General features: G+C 71.1%; 15 protein-coding genes. 8 read left to right on the top strand and 7 right to left on the bottom strand.

Going from position 1 to position 14369, the window contains the following annotated elements; translation table 11 throughout:
• The first annotated feature begins 79 nt into the window (after window positions 1–79).
• Window positions 80–2305, top strand: a complete 2226-nt coding sequence (locus EI982_RS10540; RefSeq protein ID WP_157689666.1) for a hypothetical protein — start codon at window positions 80–82, stop codon at window positions 2303–2305.
• Here EI982_RS10540 and purQ read toward each other — a convergent pair.
• Together purQ and purS are read right to left on the bottom strand one after the other, a co-directional pair.
• The gene (gene purQ, locus EI982_RS10535) at window positions 2302–2994 is read right to left on the bottom strand and encodes a phosphoribosylformylglycinamidine synthase I (RefSeq protein ID WP_157689665.1); all 693 of its coding nucleotides are present in this window, start codon (window positions 2992–2994) and stop codon (window positions 2302–2304) included. The two genes, EI982_RS10540 and purQ, sit on opposite strands and share 4 nt — an antisense overlap.
• Window positions 2991–3242, bottom strand: a complete 252-nt coding sequence (gene purS / locus EI982_RS10530; protein ID WP_157689664.1) for a phosphoribosylformylglycinamidine synthase subunit PurS — start codon at window positions 3240–3242, stop codon at window positions 2991–2993. Before purS ends, purQ begins: the two co-directional genes overlap by 4 nt.
• 94 nt (window positions 3243–3336) lie before the next feature.
• Between purS and EI982_RS18910 the strand changes: the two genes are divergently transcribed.
• Window positions 3337–3468 carry a hypothetical protein gene (locus tag EI982_RS18910; RefSeq protein WP_257628153.1) on the top strand — a complete coding sequence of 44 codons (132 nt, stop codon included), beginning with the start codon at window positions 3337–3339 and terminating at the stop codon, window positions 3466–3468.
• Here EI982_RS18910 and EI982_RS10525 read toward each other — a convergent pair.
• Window positions 3465–4478: a phosphoribosylaminoimidazolesuccinocarboxamide synthase gene (locus tag EI982_RS10525; protein ID WP_157689663.1), complete on the bottom strand. Its 1014-nt coding sequence runs from the start codon at window positions 4476–4478 to the stop codon at window positions 3465–3467. The two genes, EI982_RS18910 and EI982_RS10525, sit on opposite strands and share 4 nt — an antisense overlap.
• Window positions 4479–4578: 100 nt before the next feature.
• On the opposite strand from EI982_RS10525, the gene EI982_RS10520 reads away from it, so the two are divergent.
• Window positions 4579–5199 carry a methyltransferase domain-containing protein gene (locus EI982_RS10520; RefSeq protein WP_157689662.1) on the top strand — a complete coding sequence of 207 codons (621 nt, stop codon included), beginning with the start codon at window positions 4579–4581 and terminating at the stop codon, window positions 5197–5199.
• On the opposite strand, the gene EI982_RS10515 is transcribed toward EI982_RS10520, so the two are convergent.
• Together EI982_RS10515 and EI982_RS10510 are read right to left on the bottom strand one after the other, a co-directional pair.
• The gene (locus tag EI982_RS10515) at window positions 5200–5628 is read right to left on the bottom strand and encodes a type IV pilin (protein ID WP_157689661.1); all 429 of its coding nucleotides are present in this window, start codon (window positions 5626–5628) and stop codon (window positions 5200–5202) included.
• Between the two features lie 16 nt (window positions 5629–5644).
• Window positions 5645–7000, bottom strand: coding sequence for a DUF7096 domain-containing protein (locus EI982_RS10510; protein ID WP_157689660.1), 1356 nt, complete (start codon window positions 6998–7000; stop codon window positions 5645–5647).
• 129 nt (window positions 7001–7129) lie between these two features.
• Between EI982_RS10510 and EI982_RS10505 the strand changes: the two genes are divergently transcribed.
• The 4 genes from EI982_RS10505 to EI982_RS10490 all read left to right on the top strand — a co-directional run bounded on the left by EI982_RS10505 (window position 7130) and on the right by EI982_RS10490 (window position 11044).
• A complete protein-coding gene (locus EI982_RS10505; protein WP_157689659.1) occupies window positions 7130–8317 on the top strand; it encodes a helix-turn-helix transcriptional regulator in 1188 nt (395 codons plus the stop codon).
• 41 nt (window positions 8318–8358) lie between these two features.
• Window positions 8359–9150 (top strand): electron transfer flavoprotein subunit beta/FixA family protein, encoded by a 792-nt coding sequence (locus EI982_RS10500; protein ID WP_157689658.1) that lies wholly within the window; start codon window positions 8359–8361, stop codon window positions 9148–9150.
• Window positions 9147–10106, top strand: a complete 960-nt coding sequence (locus tag EI982_RS10495; protein WP_157689657.1) for an electron transfer flavoprotein subunit alpha/FixB family protein — start codon at window positions 9147–9149, stop codon at window positions 10104–10106. The genes EI982_RS10500 and EI982_RS10495 overlap by 4 nt, the downstream gene beginning before the upstream one ends.
• Before the next feature lie 95 nt (window positions 10107–10201).
• Window positions 10202–11044, top strand: a complete 843-nt coding sequence (locus EI982_RS10490) for a polyprenyl synthetase family protein (protein ID WP_157689656.1) — start codon at window positions 10202–10204, stop codon at window positions 11042–11044.
• Here EI982_RS10490 and EI982_RS10485 read toward each other — a convergent pair.
• On the bottom strand, window positions 11041–12156 hold the full coding sequence (locus EI982_RS10485; protein WP_157689655.1) for a DUF373 family protein: 1116 nt from the start codon (window positions 12154–12156) through the stop codon (window positions 11041–11043). The genes EI982_RS10490 and EI982_RS10485 overlap by 4 nt on opposite strands.
• Window positions 12157–12237: 81 nt before the next feature.
• On the opposite strand from EI982_RS10485, the gene EI982_RS10480 reads away from it, so the two are divergent.
• Window positions 12238–12438: an HVO_0649 family zinc finger protein gene (locus EI982_RS10480; protein ID WP_157689654.1), complete on the top strand. Its 201-nt coding sequence runs from the start codon at window positions 12238–12240 to the stop codon at window positions 12436–12438.
• Here EI982_RS10480 and EI982_RS10475 read toward each other — a convergent pair.
• The gene (locus EI982_RS10475) at window positions 12428–14338 is read right to left on the bottom strand and encodes a DUF2070 family protein (RefSeq protein ID WP_157689653.1); all 1911 of its coding nucleotides are present in this window, start codon (window positions 14336–14338) and stop codon (window positions 12428–12430) included. The genes EI982_RS10480 and EI982_RS10475 overlap by 11 nt on opposite strands.
• Between the last annotated feature and the right edge of the window lie 31 nt (window positions 14339–14369).

Genomic DNA, 14369 nt, shown 5'->3' with positions numbered 1-14369 from the left:
GGCCGTCCGCCAGGTGGCGGTATGTCCCTCTTCCCACCGTCGATCGCGGCGCCGCCGGTCACGACGCCGGGTGAGTCCGATGGACGACGGTGACCCAACCGGTCTCCGCCGCCGGGCTCTCCTCGGCACCCTCGCCGGCGCGGGCACCGCGTCGCTGGCCGGCTGTCCCGCGCCCGGCGACGGCGGCGACGGCGGCACCGACACCGACACCGGGACGGCGACCACGACACCCGACCCGGAGACTGCCCGCCGCTTCGCCGAGCGGTTCGCGCCCACTTTCGGCTTCGACGCCGCCGAACAGTGGTTTCCGACCGATCCGCGGCCGTACACGGCCGAGCAGGACGACGAGACGGTCGTCGACGGGTTCGCCGCCCTCGACGGCTACACCCACGCTGCCGCCGAGGCGGACGCGCCCCCGGATCCCACCGTCTTCTACCACGTCGTCGAGTACGAGGCGTCGCCGCTCACGGTCGTCCAGTACTGGTACTACTCGGCGTTCGACCAGTTCACGACCAACTTCCACTGGCACGACTGGGAGGTGCTGCACGTCTTCGTCGACACCGACGCCGACGAGCCACAGCTGTTCGTCGCGAGCTCTCACTCGTCGCGGGTGCCGAACAACGAGTTCCTCGACCCCCCGCCGGACCGGGTGCCACGGATCCTCTCGGAGCTCGGTTCGCACTCCAGTGCGCTGTCGCTGAACGACCGCCGAAACAGCTTTCAGCGGCTCCCGCTCGACGACCTGACGGCCGACATCACGAACCGCGCGGTCGGGCTCGCCGAGCAGCTCGCGGAGCTCCCGGCGGCCTACGGCCTCCCGCGCGACGAGGGGCTGCGGCTCCCCTACGTCGTCCCCGAACTCGACGGATCGCCGATCTACGACCACGAACGCCTCCCGGCCGTCGACCGCGACGCCCTCGTCGACGAGACGCTGACGATCCGGTCGTTCGACGCGCTGTCGAATCCCCCGTCGGACCTCCCGGCCCGCGAGACGGACGTCGTCTTCGGCCCCGCCGCCGACGCGACACCCGACGGCGACGCCGACGTCACCTACGACCTCGTCTCGACGACCGAACTCGAGGACATCGCGGCCTTCACCGGCCCGCAGTTGAGCTTCGAGTTCGTCATCCCCGAGTTCGCCGAGGACGCCGTCGCGGGCCACATCACGACGGCCGGGACGCCGTGGCAGCAGGACCGCTACGACGACCCCGTCGCGGACATCACCGAGCCGGTCCACCGGGCGGCGCTCGCCGACCGGTACGACGCCGTCTCCCCGCCCGCCCCGGTCAACGACATCGTGGCGACGGTCACCGAAGTCGTGCAGTCGCCGGATGCCCCCGACAGCGCCGGGGTCACGACGGCCGAGACGACCCTGGAGGCCATCGCCCTCCTCCGGAGCGACCCCGTCGCCGCCCCGACCTTCCGCGGCGTGGCGATGCTCCGCGGCGTCGAGACCGGGTCCCACCGGCTGACGATCAACGGCGCCGGCCTCGCCCCTCACGAGGAACCGGTCGAGGTGGGCAGCGACGGGGACACGCCCGACGACGTGACCACGAGCGGGGGTCCGACGCCGACCGTCACCGGCACCGACGACGTCGCCCGGACCGCCACCCTCGCCGGCGTCGACGGCGAGATTCCGCTCGTCCCCCGCGGCGAGGCGACCAAAGTCGAGGTCGACACCGAGGGCGCCGACACCGAACTGACGGCCCTCGCCGTCGACGACGACTTCGGCGGCCGGCTCTACGAGGCGTCGCTGTCGGGCCCCGACGCCGTCTACGTCCACCGGAGTGGTGCCTACACGGCCGAGGTCCGGGACGCCGACGACGCCGTCGGCGCCTTCCGCGTCAACCCCGACGCCGCCGACCCGGCTCCGGTCCGGATCGACCGCCCGCGCACCGGGAAGGCGTCGCTCGCGTCGTTCGTCGCCGCGATCACCGACGAGACGGCCGAGGGGCTGGCGTCGGTCGGCGACACCGACGACGACGACGGCTCGCCGTCCGACGACGACGCCTCCTCGGAGCGTGGGGACGGCGGCGGCAGCGAGACCAGTACGCTCGGCGGACTACTGCGGGCGATGGAGGCGGTCAGCGGGGCCGCGTCGCGGGCCGCCGAGCGGGCCGAACGGGGTGACCGCGGCGGCACTGATCGGGCACTCGACGCCCTGGCCGCCAACCTCCAGCGTGCGGTCGAGCGCTTCGACGGCCTCCGGGAGACGCTCCCCGAACCCGCCGCCGAAGCGGCCGACCGCCGGCTCCGACAGGCCCAGCGGCGCACCGAACAGGCCGCCGCGGCCGAGAAGCTCTAAACGGTCGCCGCCGGCCGCTCGAAGCCGCGGAGCAGCCCCGCGCCGTCCGTACCGCCGAGGTCCGGGAGCGTCGCCCGCTCCGGGTGGGGCATCATCACGGCCACGGTCTCCCGGTCGCCGATGACGCCGGCCACGTTCCCCCGCGAGCCGTTGGGGTTGGCGGCGTCGGTGACCGCGCCGTCGGCGTCGCAGTACCGCAGGAAGATCCGGTCCTCCTCGACCAGTCGGTCGTAGGTCTCGTCGTCGGCCTCGAATCGCCCCTCGCCGTGGGCGATGGGGAGTTCGAGCACCGCGCCCTCGTCGTAGGCGGCGGTCCACGGCGTGTCGGCGTTCTCGACGCGAACGTGGACGCGCTCACACTGGAAGCGCGCGCTCCGGTTGATCGTGAACGCGCCGGGGGTCAACCCCGCCTCGCAGCCGATCTGGGCGCCGTTGCAGACGCCGAGGACCGGCACCCCCTCGCTCGCGGCCTCGCGGATCGACTCGACGATCGGTGTGCGGGCGGCCATCACGCCGGCTCGGAGGTAGTCGCCGTAGGAGAAGCCACCGGGGAGCATGACGCCCGTCGCGTCGGCGGGGAGGCCGTCCTCGTACCAGACGCGTTCGGCGTCGATGTCGAGATGCGAGAGGGCGCGCACCGAGTCCCGGTCGCAGTTGCTCCCGCCGAACTGGATCACCGCGACCGTCATCGGTCCTCGACCGCGACCTCGTAGTCGTGGATGGTCGGGTTCGCGAGCAGTCGTTCGGCCATCTCGTCGGCGCGGTCGGCCGCCTCCTCGGCCGACGCCGCGTCGAGGTCGATCTCGAACCGGTCGGCCGACCGGAGGTCGTCGAGTTCGAACCCGAGTCGTTCGAGCGCGCGCTGGGTCGTCTCCGCCTCGGGATCGAGGACGCCCCGCTTGAGTCGGACCGTGACCGTGGCGGTGTACTCCGTCATCGGTCGACCCTGCGCGGCCGCGGGGGAAAGCCGTTTTGGAGTCGCCGCCGTGCTCGGCCGGTTGCTATACGTGCCTGCCGCCGCTACGGTCGGTATGTCCGTCCACGGGATCGACTGGTTCCACCACCTCTTTCTCGTGGTCCTCTCGGCGCTCGCCGCGCTCGTGCTCTACCGGTTCGTGACGCTCCTGATCGCCGGCCTTCCGTGGCCCGCCACGCTCCCCTAGAGGTCGCGCACGGCGTCGACGGCACCGCCGATGTCCGGCGCGTCGAACCACGCCTCGCCGGTGTAGGCGTTCGCCCCCGCGGTGTACATCTCGGCGACCGTCTCGACGACGCCGTCGGGGAGCGGCTCCGGATCGACGTCACAGAGCGGCCGCCAGTCGGCCACGCCCCGCTCGTCGGCCGCGGCCTTCGCCGCGCTCACCGCGTCGACCCACTCCGGGTGGTAGCGCTTGTAATACTGGCGCACCACCTCCTTGGACACCTCCTGTCCGCCGTACGCGAAGCGGTTCTCGTCGAACGTCCCGACCACGTCGGCCACCTTCACCGTCCCGTCGACGTAGCAACACTCGATCTTGCCGTCCTCGTGGACGAAGCCCGCCGCTTCGGCCCGTTCGGTGACGATCCGGTTCACCTCCCGGGCCAGGTCCGCCAGGGCGTCCACGTCGGCGGCGCCGGCGATCCGGTCCGCCTCCGTGCGGTCGAGGTAGCGGTCCTGCTCCTCGTACTTCGTCGAGAACTCGACGACCGGCTTCGGGAGGTCGACCGGTTCCCCCGGCCACGTGTCCATCTCCAGCCCGTAGTCGCGTGGCTCCCCTCGCGTCCGCAGGCTCGATCCCACGGGCACCGTGTTCCGGAAGACGATCTCCAGGGGGATCAGGTAGTTCTCGCCCGCCGCCCCGTGGAAGGCGTCGTAGTCGTAGCGCCCGTCCCGGAAGGGCAGGTCCGGCACCCGCACGAGTTCGATGGCGAGTTCGCGCGGCGGGTCGTCGAGGTCGGCCAGCGGGACGGCGTCCGGGCCGACGCCGCGGTAGTGGGTGGCGACGCCCGCCGACTCCAGCAACTCGAAGTTGAACGCCCCCATCGTACAGAGGCTCCGGCCCTTCTCCGGGATCGCGTCGGGCATCGGCCCCCAGTCGAACACGGAGTAGTCGTCGGTGAAGGCGAAGCGTCCCCGGCCCGTCGCCGTCGCCGTCGGTTCGCGCTCGACGCGGAACTCCTTGACGCTCGTCATGGCGGGAGTGGCGCGCGCCGCGGGCAAGAACCTTTTCGAAGCCGCTCGGACGCCGTCGAATCCCCACCGTTATGTCGATCGAATCCCAACCCGGGTTTAAATGGGCCTCCTCGAAGACAAGTCCCGGGCGCGGCTGTTCTACAAGTACCTCTCGACGGTGTACGACCGCGTCAACCCGTTCATCTGGAACGAGGAGATGCGCGCCGAGGCGCTCGAACTCCTCGATCTCGACCCCGACGACCGGGTGCTGGACGTGGGCTGTGGCACGGGCTTCGGCACCGAGGGACTGCTCCAGTACACCGACGACGTCCACGGGCTGGACCAGAGCATCCACCAGATGGAGAAGGCCTTCGAGAAGTTCGGGCGCACCGACGAGGTGAACTTCTACCGCGGCGACGCCGAACGGCTCCCCTTCGCGGACGACAGCTTCGACGCCGTCTGGTCCTCGGGCTCGATCGAGTACTGGCCCAACCCGGTGGACGCCCTCGCGGAGTTTCGGCGGGTCGTCAGGCCCGGCGGGCCGGTGCTGGTCGTCGGCCCCAACTACCCCAGTAGCACGGTCTTCCAGCGTCTCGCCGACGCCATCATGCTCTTCTACGACGAGGCGGAGGCCGACCGGATGTTCGCCGAGGCCGGCTTCCCCGACGTCGAACACGTGACGATGGGACCGACGTACAACCCCGAAATCGCGATCACGACGCTCGCGCGCGCCCCCGAGTAATCAGGCGGTCGCGGACAGGACGACGAGTCGCCGTCCCTCGCGTCGCAGTTCGACGGTCACGCGGTCCCCGGCGTCCACCGACGGCCGGTTCGTCGACGCGACGCGGAACGACGCCCGCTCGCCGGACCCCCAGGTCGGATCGGCGCCGGCGTTGAACGGCCCGGTCGGGCCGGGGCGGAACCCCCGTGCCGAAAAGAAGGGTATCGGCGGCTGGTGGGCGAGTGGCGTCCCGTCGACGCGGACGCGAACCGTCAGGCGACGCACGTCGACCGCGGCGCCACGGTTGGTGAGGGTGATCCGATCCCCCTCGACCGCGAGGGTCGGGGCGACGGTCGTCGAGTCGGCGGGGAGCGTCCCGAGCGAGACGCCGACGACGGCGAGGGCGAGGACGACGGCGACGGGAAGCCCCACCGTGGTCCGGACGGCCATGGGCCGACTGCCCCCGTCATCGGATATGAAGGTCCGCGACGGACGTCGTCGCGGTACTCGTCGGCGTCCCGTTGACGCCGTCCCCGGACCGATCGCGCGGCACCACTCGCGGGGGCTCGCCCGGCGCCACGACGGTGCTGACGTTCTCCCCGCGGGCCTCGACGGTGACGGTGTACTGCCGGTTGGGCGAGAGCGTCCAGAGCGTGCCGTCGCTGCCGGTCGTGCCGATCCGCTCGGGCGGGGTCGGTCCCGCCTTGACCCGGACGGTCGCGTCCACGGGGTCGCCGGTCGTCGGATCGCTGGCCTGCACCTGCACCGGCCCGCCGGGGTAGGTGTGGTTGACGACGAGCCTGACGCCGTCGCCGGTCGCTTCGAGGCGCCGGTCCGCGACGACCGCCTCCAGCGGGTGTCGCTGGTGTTCGGCGTAGACGAGCCGGGCGTCGCTGTCGACGAAGGCCGTCAGGTCGCCACGGCTGTGGCCGATCCTGACGGGGTAGGTCTCGCCGCCGCCGAACACCTGCGTCTGCTCGCGTGTCGTGTTCCAGATCACGGGATAGCCGTCGGCGACGATGTCGAGGGCGACTTCGAGTTCGATGGCGTCGCCGGCGCCGTTCCGGAGGTCGCCGCGGTACGCCTCCCGGACGTACGCGTCGTCGACGACGGTCGAGACGACGACGCTCGCGGACCCGGTCGCGACGTAGAACCGGTGCGGGGCGGCTTCCCCGTCGAGGACCGCCCGAGCGTGTGCCCGGACCGGCCCGTCGAACGCCGAGAGGCGATTGCCGATCGAGGCGAGTCGACCGCGGTCGACGTCGAACCCGCGGGTGTCCGCGACCAACGCCTCCAGTCGCGCCCGTCGTTCGCCGAGTTCCTCGCCGACGATGCTGATCCGGACCAGGACGACCAGCAGTTCCCGGGCGGTCAACTCGCCTTGCCCGTACGCCTCGACCGCGGCGGTCTGTCTGTCGTCGAGGTCGTCGACCGCCGTCTCGAGGTCGCGAAGCGCCGTCCGCAGGCGCTCGCGCCGCAGTTCCGTCGTCTCGGCGCGCTGGACGCGCTCGACCATCGCGAGCGTCCGGAAGCGCTCGGTCGTCGCGTTGGCCGAGAGGCCGACCGAGGGCCCGAGGTCGACGTAGTGTTCGTCGACCCCCGATCGCTCGACCGATCCGGCCGGGACGTCGAGAACGTTGATCTGCCCGGGGGACGATCCGTTGTCGTCGGTCTGGGCGACGGTCGGATCGTCGAGCGCCGGCGGTGCGGTTCCGGTCCGGTCGGGTGACCGCTCGACGGCGGCGGTCTCCCCGAGACCGCCCGCGGCCCCGACCGCGGCGGAGAGGAGGAGGGCAACCACGAGAACGGGGAGGGCTCTCATCGGCCGTCGGTACAGTCGCCTGCTACTAAAACCCCGCCTTCCGTCTCACGTCTGACGCCCGCTATCTCGCCGACAGGGCCTCTCTGACGATGGAAAGCGTTTTCCCGTCTCATCGAGACGCACGAAGTAATGCGGATCGCCGCGTCCCTCCTCGCCCTCCTGATCCTCCTGTCCGGGGCGTTCCCCGCGGTCGCAGTCGACGGGACCGACGCCCCCGCCGCACCGGGACAGGCGGGTGCCGCCACGCCGTCGCCCGCCGACCGTCCGGCGCTCGCCGGCCCCGCCCATGCCCGCATCGACAACCCGACCGTCACCGAAATCTACCTCGCCCCCGACCCCGGGGGCGACGCCCGCTGGACCGTCTCGCTCCGGTACAACCTCTCCTCGGAGGCCGATCGGGCGGCGTTCGACCGCTACGGTCGGGCCTTCGAGGCCGGCGACGCCGGCGTCGGCCTCGACGTCGACTTCTTCCGGACGCTCGCGGACGAGGCGAGTCGAGCCACCGACCGGGAGATGTCGATCCGGAACCCCACCCGGAACGCCACCGTCGACAACGGCACCGGCGTGCTCAGCCTCTCGTTCACTTGGACGAACTTCGTCACCGACACCGAGGACGGCTTCGTCATCGAGGACGCGGTGTTGATGCCCGGCGACCGGACCTGGCTCGCCTCCATCGAACCCTCGCAGCGACTGGTCGTCGAGACACCCACGGAGTATCAGGTCACTGACACGCGGTTCGGCCTCGACAACGGCTCGGTCGTCGTCGAGGGGCCCCACACCTTCGAGGAACCGCTGACCATCTCCTACCAGCGGACCGCTCCCGAGGAACCGAACGGTCAGTCGCCGCCGTGGTCGCTGATCGGTGGCGCGCTCCTGGTCGGCCTGGGTCTCGCCGTCGCCGTCTACGTCCGCCGTCGGCGTGACGGGACGTCGCCCCCGACGGCCGACCGCGGGACCGACGGGGCCGCGGCCGGCGACGACGCCGAGGTCAGCGCCGCCGACACCGAGGCGCCGGCCGAGGACGTGGCCGCGGAGGCCGATACCGACGCCGACACCGCGGACGACGACACGGAGGCGTCGGCGGGCGACGAAACGGCCGTCGATCCCTCCCTGCTCTCCGACGAGGAGCGCGTCGAACGCCTCCTGACCGAGAACGGGGGGCGGATGAAACAGGCCCGGATCGTCCGCGAGACGGGGTGGTCGGACGCCAAGGTCTCCCAACTGCTCTCGACGATGGCAGACGACGGCCGGATCGAGAAGCTCAGACTCGGCCGCGAGAACCTCATCTCGCTGCCGGACGATGACACGGAGACGTAACTTCGGAAAACGTTTACACTCCGCCCCGGAACGGATCGATCATGAAGGTTCTCGTGACCGTCAAGGAGGTCGCCGAAGTCGCCGACGACTTCGAGATCGAGGGGCTGACCATCCCGGAGAAGTTCCTCGAGTACGACCTCAACGAGTGGGACGACTACGCCGTCGAGGCCGCGGTCCGGATCGCGGAGGATCGCGACGAGGACGTGGAAGTCGTCGCCGTCACGGTCGGCCCCGAGCGCAGCGAGGAGACGATCCGCATGGCCCTGGCGAAGGGGGTCGACCGCGCGGTCCGGATCTGGGACGATTCGCTGGCCGAGGTGGGGCTGGTCGGTCCGACCGCCACCGCCCGCGTCCTCGCGGCGGTCGCCGAGGACGAGGACCCGGACCTCGTCCTGTCGGGCGTGCAGGCCGCCGACGACGGCTTCGGCGCGACGGGCGTCGCCCTCGCGGAACACCTCGACTACGCGTGGGCCGCGGTCGTCAACGCGTTGGAACTCGACGACGGGACGGCGTCGGTGCGACGGGAACTCGAGGGTGGTGTCGAGGAACTCACCACCGTCCCCCTGCCCGCGGTCCTCACGATCCAGACGGGGATCAACGACCCGCGGTACGCGAGTCTGCGGGGGATCAGACAGGCCCAGCGGAAGGAACTCGACGTCCGGACGCTCGCCGACCTCGGCCTCGATCCGTCGGTCCTCGACGGCGACCTGACGCTCGCCGGGATGGCGAAACCCGAGAGCGAGTCGGACGTCACGCTGTTCGAGGGGAGCGCGGCGGAGACGGCGGCCGACCTCGAGACGGTCCTGCGGGACGCGGGGGTGGGCGCGGAATGAGCGACGGCGACGTGCTCGCCGTCGTCGAACACCGGCGCGGCTCACTCCGCCCGGTGAGCTACGAACTGATCGCGGCCGGGAGCGACCTGGCGGCCGACCTGGGCGGCGACCTGCACGTGGCCGTGATCGGCGGCGACGTCGAGGGCTTCGCCGAGCGGGTGAACCGCGCGGGCGTCGACACCATCCACGTCGTCGACGAGGGTGAGGAGTTCAACCACGACGTCTACGCGGCGACGACGACGGCGCTGTTCGAGGCCGTCGAGCCGAGCGTCCTCCTCATGCCGAACAGCGTGAACGGCCTCGACTACGCGCCCGCGGTGGCGACGCGGCTGTCGGTCCCGCTGGTCAGCGACGCGGTCGACCTGTCGGTCGACGACGGCCTCGTCGTCACCCGGGAGACCTACGGCTCGAAGGTGGAGACGGACGTCGAGACGACCACGCCGGTCGCCGTGACGATCCGGGGCGGCGAGTGGCCGCCCGCCGAAGACCCGGGCGACGCCGCGGTCGAACCCTTCGACGTCGACGTCGACGAGGCGTCGGTCCGCTCGACGGTCCGCGGGTTCGAGGAGGTCGGCGCCGGCGACGTCGACATCGGCGAGGCCGAGTTCATCGTCTCGGTCGGCCGCGGCATCGAGGAGGAGGAGAACCTCGAACTGATCGAGGAGCTGGCCGACGCGCTCGACGCGACGGTGGCGGCATCGCGGCCCATCGTCGACAACGGCTGGCTGCCGAAAAACCGGCAGGTCGGCCAGTCCGGGAAGGTCGTCACGCCGACGGTGTACCTCGCGTTCGGCATCTCCGGGGCGGTCCAGCACGTCGCGGGCATGAAGGGCGCGGAGACGATCATCGCGGTCAACACCGACCCCGACGCCCCCATCTTCGACATCGCGGACTACGGCGTCGTCGGCGACCTGTTCGAGGTCGTTCCGGAGCTTATCGAGCGGTTCGAATCGTAGCGTCGGAACGTCACGCCGGCCACGGGACCGCGTCGGGTGTTCCGAACGCTGCGATAGCGTCACGTACTTGCCGCGTCCGCCCCTTCGACCGGGCGATGGAGTATCTGGATCGGCGAGTCCGCCTGGTGAACGACCGTTTGGAGTCGCTCATCGAAGCGGTCGAACCGACGGAACTCGCCGCGGAACTCGAACACGTCGCCCTCGCGGGCGGCAAGCGCGTCCGGCCGGCGGTGACGGTGTTGACCTGTGAGGCGGTCGGCGGGTCGCCGACCGACGCCGTCGAGTTCGCGGTCGGGATCGAACTCGTCCACAACGCCTCGCTGGTGATCGACGACATCATCGACCGGTCGGCGGTGCGCCGCGGCACCCCGAGCGCGTGGGAGGCGTTCGGCTACGGTCCCGCCATCGTCGCCAGCGACGGCCTGCTCGGCGAGGCCTTCGCGCTCTTTTCGGAGAACGAGCGGGCCATGCGCATCGTCGCCGAAGCGATGGTCGAACTCGGCGAGGGCGAGGCGACGGAACTGGTCGCCCGCCCGGAGACCGAAGCGGAGTACATGGCGCTCGCCCGGCGCAAGACGGGGGTCCTCTTCCGGGCGGCGGCGGAACTCGGGGCCGTGGCCGGCGGGGCCGACGCCTTCACCGTCGAGTCGCTGGGCGACTACGCCGAGCGGGTCGGCGTCGCGTTCCAGATCCGCGACGACGTGCTCGACGCCACCGCCGACGCGGACGCGCTCGGCAAGCCGACCGGACAGGACGCCGAGATGGACCGGCCGTCGCTGGTCCAGGTGACCGACCTCTCGCCGGAGGTGGCGAACGAGCGGGCCCGCCGGCAGTCCGACCGGGCGCTGTCGGCGCTGTCGGCGGCCGACACCGAGGACGTCGACGCGGTCGACTACCTCCAGGACCTCGCGGAGTTCGTCGTCGTCCGGGAGCGCTAGGCGGGGTCGGCACCCGTCGGATACCGCGACTCCGCGACGGCGAAGGTGAGCGTGCTGAGGACGCCGAGCAGCGTCCCCACGACGAGCGCGATGGCGAGGTCGGTCAGGGTCAGCGTCGTCATCCCCTCGATTGGGGGCAACAGGAACCCCGAGACCGCATAGAGGACGACCGCGATGGCGGCGACGTAGAAGGGCGCGTTCAGGTAGCGCCACTTGAACCGGTCGGCGAGGTACTCGTCGGTGACCTGCCCGAGGCTGCTGGTGATCCCCGCCGCGGCGAACCACTGGATCGCGCCGTTGACGAGGGCCGCGAGCACCGTCATCGCCGAGGGCGGCCCGGCGATGCCGGTCTCGACGGTCCGCAACGTCGAGACGCCCTCGGCGCCGCCCACGACCAGGAGCGCCGCGGCCACGACGTAGGTGATGATCGTCACCCGGCCGGCGTAGAGGACGTTCCGCACGCGGTCGGCGACCTCGTCGACTGTCGATTCGAGGCCGAGGCCACGGAACAGCGTGTAGAGGCCGAGCAGCGCGGAGATGAGGCCGAGGACGGCCGCGCCCGGTACGTCGAAGAAGGTGGCGATGGTGACGAAGGGGTAGATCAGGAGGAGGATGCCGAGCGGAACCAGCAGGGTCCCCCGCGTCTCGGGGTCAGCGAGCACCTGCTTCATCGTGTAGTACATCGACTCCAGGTTCTGGGCCTGCCGAACCACGACCCGACGGACGCTGTCGATGGGGACCCGCGAGCGGATGACCGGCAGCACGGACTCGTCCTGTGCGCCGTCGGTGATGACGACCGCGCGGACGGACTCGCCGGTCGACAGCCCCGCCAGCACGCGGTCGACCTCCTCGCCGACCGCGCGGGTGGCCCGCACCTCGCTCCCTTGGACGCCGGTGACGGCCGCCACCTCCACCTCCTCGCTCTCCTCCCGACGGAGGTCGTCGAGGACGTGTAGCCCCTGGAACATGACGTTCACGTCGGAGTCCTCGGGGTCCGTCGTGGCGAGGTCGACGGCGGCGTCCCTGACGGCGTCACGGCCGACCACCGGCGTCTCGACGCCGGTCTTGCGACCGAGGTCGTCGTCGAGGTCCACACAGAGCACCAGGAGCACGCCCCCCCGTAGGCCATCCGGATATTTGCCTCTTCGGGACGATCCAAAGAGTTAACACGTCACTGAGATAACTGGTAACGTATGTCAATGACGAACCGGTCCGGGTCGACCCCGTTCGGGCGGCTCCGGGCGCACTTCGAGGCGTCACGGGCGGCGTGCCCGGCCTGTGGGTACGAGGACCCCGAGGTCGAGTGGCGGGTGACCACCACGGGTTGCCGCGTCGCGTACCGGCACCGCTGTCCGAGCTGCGACGCCGTCGAGGAACACGAGTTCAGCCTGTAAGGAAGAAGATCAGGACGCTGACCGCCATCGCGACGATGATGATGATGGCGGCGAGCGCTCCGCCCATCGAGACGAGGGCGTTGGCGTGACTGGCGAGGGTCTCCGTGCGGTCGTTGCCGAACACCGTCACCGAAGCCCGTTCGGTCGCCATCCCCGCCGACACCGGTTCGAGGTCGGCGACGGCCTCGTCGAGCAGCCGTTCGATCAGCGCGACGAACTCGCCGTGATCGATGGCCGACCCAACCTGGTTGTCCGCCTCGACGCTGTTGACGATGTGCGTGTCGGTCGTCATCACCTCCACGGCGTCGATCGGTTCGCGGGCGGTCACCGCGTCGACGACCCGTCCCCGCAGTCCGGGCACCATGTTGTTGCCGTCGACGAGGACGTAGGCCGTGTGTTGCCCCTCGACTTCGGCGACCGCCACCCGGATCCCGAGCGGACCGATGCCGTCGAGCGGGGTCCACGGCGTCCGGTCCCAGGCGACGCCGAGGTGGAGCGCCCCGCGTGGCGCCTCGCTCAGTTGCCGTCCGGCTTGCCTGGCCGCCGTGATCATGTCGAAGGCGCGCTCGCTGCCGGGCGTGACGTGGCCCAGGTCCTCGCCCTGGAGGCCGTTGTTGGAGTTGTGCGCGTCGACCAGGAGGACGTCGTCGAGGCCGACGGTGCGGGCCTCGGCGGCCGTCGCGAGGCCGACGCCGTACTCCACGTCATCGGCGAAGCCCGGGGCGAAGGTGGCCACCAGGAGGGCGTCGTCGCCGAAGGCCTGGCCGAGCATCGACGCCTCGCCCGACCCCGTGCGGACGCTCCGTGTCGCCTCCTCGGCGTACGCGATCCGGTCGCCCGCGGCGTCGATAGCGTCGAGGATGGCGTCCACCTCGCGCTCGGTCACGAGGTTGAAGTCGTGGCCGGCGGTGGCGTGGGGCGGAAAGACCAGCCCCTCCGTGTGTTCGGCGACCCGGACGGGGAAGTTGCCGCCGCCGATCTCACCCATCGGCCCGGGGTGGATCATCGGCAGGACGAACCGCGCCTTCTGGGTGCCGTCGGGCCGCTGGAAGGACAGCACCGTCACGGGGACGACCGCCTCCTCGCCCAGTTTCTCGAAGAAGTCCTCCAGCTCGCGGGATCCCTCGGCGACGTGGCCGACGAACCCGCGGATGAAATCGAGGACCGACACGCCGAGGCTCCGCTGCCACGGGCGGTCGATCACCCGGATGAAGGTGTAGACCGCCCCGGCGTAGATCACGCAGGTGACCGCGAGCAGTTGGAAGTGAGCGGCGTCGATGATCCACAGCTCCGGTGGCGCCTCCGAGGCCCGCGAGAGGTAGGGCATCAGGTAGGCGTCGACGAGCGGGCCGCCGAGTTCCAGAAACCGGACGGTGCCGCTGTAGACGAACAGGAACACCGCCGAGACGACCGTCTGGAGGCTCGCGGGCACCGCGGCGATCAGGAGCGAGGACTGCGAGACGGCCATGACGACCAGCAGGCGGAAGGCGAAGATGGAGGCCAGCGCGATCACCAGGGCGTCGTAGACGAACGTCTGGCCCAGCGGCGTCACCTGCGAGACGATGCCCGCGACGGTGACGATGGCCACGAGGATGACCTCGCAGATCAGCGCCAGCAGCGACGACCGGTTCGGGGTGAGTTTGCCGCCGACGAAGCGGTCGACCCCGGTCGTCCCCACCGACGCGATGACCGTCGGCAGTCCGATGAAGAAGATGCCCTGCCAGGCGTCGCGGCCGAGGATGAGCAGGTTCCGCCACGTCGGCGACGTGGTCCCCGAGTCGAAGGCCGCGATGCCGGCCATCGCGGCGAGCACGAGCGCGAACCCGAGGCTGGCGTACCAGCTGGGCGCGGTGAAGATATACCGCGACAGGTCCGCGAGGTCGGACTGGGTCGCCGTCATCGGTCGCTCGGTGGACGCGGGACGTGGTAAA

This window comes from Haloplanus salinarum (genome assembly GCF_009762275.1).
Taxonomy (GTDB): domain Archaea; phylum Halobacteriota; class Halobacteria; order Halobacteriales; family Haloferacaceae; genus Haloplanus; species Haloplanus salinarum.
The sequence above is the reverse complement of the archived record's forward strand: the minus strand, read 5'-3'. Positions and strand labels throughout refer to the sequence as shown.

What these genes read in the sequence shown, in the direction of transcription:
- EI982_RS10525 (WP_157689663.1), bottom strand. Translation starts at nt 4,478, where the DNA reads ATGACGAGCGTCAAGGAGTTCCGCGTCGAGCGCGAACCGACGGCGACG.
- purS (WP_157689664.1), bottom strand. Translation starts at nt 3,242, where the DNA reads ATGACGGAGTACACCGCCACGGTCACGGTCCGACTCAAGCGGGGCGTC.
- purQ (WP_157689665.1), bottom strand. Translation starts at nt 2,994, where the DNA reads ATGACGGTCGCGGTGATCCAGTTCGGCGGGAGCAACTGCGACCGGGAC.
- EI982_RS10515 (WP_157689661.1), bottom strand. Translation starts at nt 5,628, where the DNA reads ATGGCCGTCCGGACCACGGTGGGGCTTCCCGTCGCCGTCGTCCTCGCC.
- EI982_RS10540 (WP_157689666.1), top strand. Translation starts at nt 80, where the DNA reads ATGGACGACGGTGACCCAACCGGTCTCCGCCGCCGGGCTCTCCTCGGC.
- EI982_RS10490 (WP_157689656.1), top strand. Translation starts at nt 10,202, where the DNA reads ATGGAGTATCTGGATCGGCGAGTCCGCCTGGTGAACGACCGTTTGGAG.
- EI982_RS10480 (WP_157689654.1), top strand. Translation starts at nt 12,238, where the DNA reads ATGTCAATGACGAACCGGTCCGGGTCGACCCCGTTCGGGCGGCTCCGG.
- EI982_RS10495 (WP_157689657.1), top strand. Translation starts at nt 9,147, where the DNA reads ATGAGCGACGGCGACGTGCTCGCCGTCGTCGAACACCGGCGCGGCTCA.
- EI982_RS10510 (WP_157689660.1), bottom strand. Translation starts at nt 7,000, where the DNA reads ATGAGAGCCCTCCCCGTTCTCGTGGTTGCCCTCCTCCTCTCCGCCGCG.
- EI982_RS10475 (WP_157689653.1), bottom strand. Translation starts at nt 14,338, where the DNA reads ATGACGGCGACCCAGTCCGACCTCGCGGACCTGTCGCGGTATATCTTC.
- EI982_RS18910 (WP_257628153.1), top strand. Translation starts at nt 3,337, where the DNA reads ATGTCCGTCCACGGGATCGACTGGTTCCACCACCTCTTTCTCGTGGTC.
- EI982_RS10505 (WP_157689659.1), top strand. Translation starts at nt 7,130, where the DNA reads ATGCGGATCGCCGCGTCCCTCCTCGCCCTCCTGATCCTCCTGTCCGGG.
- EI982_RS10520 (WP_157689662.1), top strand. Translation starts at nt 4,579, where the DNA reads ATGGGCCTCCTCGAAGACAAGTCCCGGGCGCGGCTGTTCTACAAGTAC.
- EI982_RS10500 (WP_157689658.1), top strand. Translation starts at nt 8,359, where the DNA reads ATGAAGGTTCTCGTGACCGTCAAGGAGGTCGCCGAAGTCGCCGACGAC.